The 4,907-nt window shown below is 29.7% G+C and carries 6 protein-coding genes; all 6 read right to left on the reverse strand.

Features of this window, described 5'->3' with window-relative positions; all coding sequences use genetic code 11:
* Nucleotides 1-133: 133 nt before the first annotated feature.
* The 6 genes from ICG50_RS12905 to ICG50_RS12930 all read right to left on the reverse strand — a co-directional run bounded on the left by ICG50_RS12905 (nt 134) and on the right by ICG50_RS12930 (nt 4,880).
* Nucleotides 134-610 carry a hypothetical protein gene (locus ICG50_RS12905; RefSeq protein WP_187661312.1) on the reverse strand — a complete coding sequence of 159 codons (477 nt, stop codon included), beginning with the start codon at nt 608-610 and terminating at the stop codon, nt 134-136.
* A gap of 166 nt (nt 611-776) precedes the next feature.
* On the reverse strand, nt 777-1,961 hold the full coding sequence (locus ICG50_RS12910) for a helix-turn-helix domain-containing protein (protein WP_187661313.1): 1,185 nt from the start codon (nt 1,959-1,961) through the stop codon (nt 777-779).
* Nucleotides 1,962-2,126: 165 nt separating this feature from the next.
* Nucleotides 2,127-2,669, reverse strand: a complete 543-nt coding sequence (locus tag ICG50_RS12915) for a hypothetical protein (protein ID WP_187661314.1) — start codon at nt 2,667-2,669, stop codon at nt 2,127-2,129.
* 161 nt (nt 2,670-2,830) lie between these two features.
* A complete protein-coding gene (locus ICG50_RS12920; RefSeq protein ID WP_187661315.1) occupies nt 2,831-3,379 on the reverse strand; it encodes a hypothetical protein in 549 nt (182 codons plus the stop codon).
* A gap of 188 nt (nt 3,380-3,567) precedes the next feature.
* A complete protein-coding gene (locus tag ICG50_RS12925; RefSeq protein WP_187661316.1) occupies nt 3,568-4,017 on the reverse strand; it encodes a hypothetical protein in 450 nt (149 codons plus the stop codon).
* Nucleotides 4,018-4,190: 173 nt separating this feature from the next.
* On the reverse strand, nt 4,191-4,880 hold the full coding sequence (locus ICG50_RS12930; RefSeq protein ID WP_187661317.1) for a hypothetical protein: 690 nt from the start codon (nt 4,878-4,880) through the stop codon (nt 4,191-4,193).
* Nucleotides 4,881-4,907: the final 27 nt, after the last annotated feature.

Genomic DNA, 4,907 nt, shown 5'->3' on the forward strand with positions numbered 1-4,907 from the left:
GCCGCCGCTTGGTAGTCGTGGCGACTTTTTAAATAATTAATTGTAAATATAATCAAATTTTGAACTTAGTACTTTCCGGCTAAGAAATGCAAAACCAGCCATGCTACCAAACGGCTGTTATAGGAAGGCATTTTTACTTCCTTTTTACAAACCAAGTATAATACTTTTTGTTTTCCCAAAATGCTTTATGCTTTGCTTTATCTAATTTTCCATTTCTTTTAATCTCAATTAATTTTTCTCCATCAAAATATAATTTAACGTTCATTTTTTGGACGTTTTGTCCGCCAGATGATAAGAAGTGTGTAATTGAACCATTCTGTTCCGTTATCAATTCAGGCTTTTCGTCAACAGATAAAATTAAAGTGTCTTTCAAATTGATTCTTCTCAACGTGTCAAATACAGGAATTACTTTAAAGTTAATTGTATCATTTTTCATTTTCCACGTTCCTTTGCTCCAACTTGATTCCAAGTCAAAATGCCATGTATAAAGAAATGTAGAGTCTGAATTAATTTTTAGCTTACTTCCGAAGTGGTTATAATATTCTCCTTCAACATTTCCATGTTGTCCATTTATTAAAAACAAAATTAGAATTGATAAGCTAAATTTCATTTTTTGCAGATTTTGAATGCTTTCCTATAACGTTCCGCGGCTTCGCGACTGTTGCGATGCCAGCGAACTGCGTACTTTCTGCTAAGATAAAATATTTTCGTTAAGAAAGAAGTTCAATTCAAGAAAAACCAGCAATAGCGCGAAACCGCTGTTACCTGCCGTTTTTTTACTCAATTATTTCTCCATTATATTGTTTCTTAAAAATCCCTTGTTCTATAAGCATTTCTATTGCTCTTGAAACAGTTTTGTTTGATAATCCTAATTCTCTTGCAGTTTTTTTATGTTGATTTTTAATCCAAGGTTGTTCAGGAAGCCTTAACTTAATTTTTTCTAACAAGTATGGAGTTAGTTCTTTTTTTGGTTTTTCTGAATCTTTATGAGAAAATTTAGTTTCAACTTCTGCTTTGATTTTTCCTCTTTTTATTTCAGCATTTAAAATGTTGACATATGCAAGAATTTCAATTTTAGTTCCTGAAATAAAGATTGTTTCAGTATTATTTTCGTTTTTAATCTTTTGTTCAAGTAAATTGCCAAACCTAGTTATCGAATCGCCTGATAGAAATTCATAGTTTGAATCGAAAATATTAATTTTTTTACTTGTCAAATCTAAATCAATTTTGCATTTAGCTTCTGATTTTTGCTTCGTTTTTTTTATGTAAAAATTATTATTTAGTTTGATTTTAATTTGATTATGAATTTCGTGAGCATATTGTCTAAAATCATCAAAACAATGCTCTAAATAATATTTTTCAACTGTGATATTTGGTTCACTGAAATTATATTTATCTCTGTAAAATTGGTCAGTTTTACCAAGACGATGAACTAATAAATGTCGTCTTTGATGATATTCTTCTATAATTTCTCTTTTTGGTTTTATCTCGGCAATATCAATCAATAATGTTTTCTTATAATATTTTACGATTTCAGAAAAACCTCCGCTAGAAAGTCTTCTCAATTCTTTATTAATTATTTTATTGAAAATCTCTGTTGTTGATTTTGCAGAAAGTATATCAGATTGTTTAAATTCAACCAATATATGTTCTTTTTTGAAAGGTTCTTTTGTAATAAAAAAAACTTCTCTTATTTGTTCTGTTAAATATACTTCCAATGCAGAAACACATCTTACAAAAATAATTTCTGCTAAATTTTTTTGATTATCACTAACTACACCTTTTGTTTTAATTTTATAAAATGTTGGTTTTGTAACTTCAAAGTTAATCTCCTTAAGCTTATCTTGATTTTTTCTCCAATTGTATAATAAAAAATCGGTTTGCTCATATGCATACAAACTTGACTTGTAAAAATTTTCAAGTTTTGTGATTTCTTTGTTAAATTGGTCAAAAGTTGTCATTTACTACGGAGTTTCTTAAAATGGCAGGTAACGTTTCGCGGCTTCGCGACTGTTGCGAATCCAGCGAACTGCGTACTTTCTGCTAAGATAAAATATTTTCGTGAAGAAATAAGTTCAATTCAAGAAAAACTAGCAATAGCGCGAAACCGCTGTTACCAGCTGGCGTTACTTCCATATGGAGTTTGTTGTTAATTTAAAATTATGATTATGTTCTTTTTCTTTTTCCTTTCCAAGTTCATTTAGCCAATTATCTTGATAAATTAAAGTGTCTTTTAAACGTTTTGGAAACGGTTCATTAAAATTTAATACTAGTGTATCATTTTTCACAGTATAATTTCCGGAATACATTTCCTTTTCTAAAAAAGCTCCAGCATTATATTCAAATGTTTTGTTTTTTCTGAGATTAATAGATAAAGAAGTCATTGTATGTTCGCAATAACCACAAGCTACGATTGGACTTTTCAAAGATTCAATTATATATTCAATAGGTCTGAATATGACTATGCACAAAGCAAATATTCCGATTCCAAACGCTAGATAATTCTTTTTAACAAATACTTCTTTCAATATTAAGAAAATCAAAAACAATCCTATTATTCCAGTAAAAAACATTAAGAAAACAGCTGAAAAACCTCCAATCCACAATGTAAAGTAGAAGAAAAATACAAATGCTAAACTTAGAATAATTGTCAGGTTAAGTTTTCTCATTTCACAAAATTTTCTGCGCTTGCTGGTAACGTGCCGCAGCTTGTGATTTTGGCGTTCTTCACTCACTTGCGTTTCCAAATATAACTAAAATTTCAGTCAGCCGAGACATTTCTGATAAACCCAAAACCAGCCATAATCACAAACTGCTGTTATGAGCTGTATTATTCTTCCCAGAAACTTGACTTCAATATTTTCATTTCTCCATTAGAATCAATTTTTGCTAAAACTAAATAACCCTTTCCATATTCTTGAGAGTATTTAATCTTCGAAATTTGGGCTGTTAGTAAAGCATATTCAGGATAATAATAATATTCTATTTTGACTTCCGGTGAACTAACATTTGTTTGTTTTACACAAACTGAGTTTAGTTTTATAATTGGTTTCGATAAGAATTTAACTTCCAATCTTGAGTAAGCTTGATCCAAAGAAATTTTCTCTTCATTCTTTATGATATTTGCGACTTCAGATTGCAAAAAGGGAAAAACAATTCCTTCAGTAACTAACGAATCAATTTCACTTTTCAATATTGTTGAGTCTGATGGATTTTTTAAAAAGAATGCTTTTATTTCGTTTGAGTTTTTGATATACTCAGACATATTTTTAATTCCTCCGCACAATTTTTCAGAATGGTAATCAATGATATTTGGTTTACTTGCTGAACAAGAAACTAATAGAACATTTATTAATATTAAAACAAGATTTCTTTTCAAATTTATAGTTCTTTCTTTGCACAGGTTTAATATAGCTCATAACGTGCCGCCGCTTGGTAGTCGTGGCGACTTTTTAAATAATTAGTTGTAAATATAATCAAATTTTGAACTTAGTACTTTCCGGCTAAGAAAAGCAAAACCAGCCATGCTACCAAACGGCTGTTAGCGGTAGTGTTTTGTTTTTCAGCTTAAAATTTCTTTCTCAAATTAAAAATTACATTTATCAATATCAAAGCAACGATGTTTACACTTAGTTCTGTATTTAGACTTTCTGAATTTAATTTGAAATTCCATGTTGAAATTCCAGCATTATAAGTTATCAAAGTATCAGTTGTTAGATTTAAACCTAAACAGAGAAATAATCCAGAATAAAACTTATAGGCGAAACCACAAATTGTAAAACTTAAAACTTGAATTAATTGATTTATTACTGAAAAGTTTAATCCTTTTATGTAGCTTTTTTTAAGTAATAGATAACCGCAAAATATTGAAAATCCATAAAGTCCTAAAAACAAAAGTATAACTGAATTAACTGAGCTAACTTTTAGCATTAAATAAAATGTACCAATAAAACCAGTAAGACCGCCTAAAAGCTGATAAATTGCTAGAATTTTAATTTTAGTTTCTGTCTTTTCCATTCGTTGTTATTTTGCAGAATCGTTGTGAACATTACCGCTAACGTGCCGCGGATTGTGATTGTGGCGTTCCTCAAACACTTGCGTTCCCAAATATAACTAAAATTTCAATCAGCCGATACATTTCTGATAAACCCAAAACCAGCCATAATCACAAACTGCTGTTAGCGGTTGTTTTATCTAATAAAAGTATAATTTAATCCCACATTCAAAAAATCATAAGTGTCTATTTTTTCATAACTCAATCGTAATCCAATTTTGTTCCTATACACAAAACCATGTATATACGCTGAGTATTTAAAATAATCAAAATAGTACCCAACTGCTAAACCAGAATATAATTTTTGGTATAAAATGACTTTCCTAATTTCCAAATCTGTTCCCAGGTTTTCATAATCATTTAAAGTTTGATAAGCAATTTTTAGCTTTAGTGAAACATCTAACTTTCTTATGTATGTCTCAGCTGATAGGTTTAAATCACGATGAAAAAAATGTCTTTGCCAGTAGTCATATTGGTAAAAACCTATGGAAATGGCTGAAATATGTTTGATTGGATATTTCCACCCAAAATCTGTTTCAATTGAGTGGTTTCTTTCGAAGTTTGTATTCCCTTGAATTTTAAAAATTAAATCTTCCGAAAAATCTTCAAAGTGAATTAACGGACTTTCATCATAGCCATTACTTAATACCAAGCCGAATGTTGAACTTGAACAATCATATTGCGAACCAATTGTCATCCACTTTGTATTGTAAGCGTCTACGGAATCAATCTTCAAACTGTCTTTCATGACTTGACTAAAGCCTATTTGATATCCAATTAAAAGTTGAATGCTTAGAATTAATTTGTAGGTTTTTATTCTTCTCATTTAAGCTTGTCGTGTCTGAAAATAACC

The organism is Flavobacterium buctense, from assembly GCF_014486695.1.
In the GTDB taxonomy this organism is placed as follows: domain Bacteria; phylum Bacteroidota; class Bacteroidia; order Flavobacteriales; family Flavobacteriaceae; genus Flavobacterium; species Flavobacterium buctense.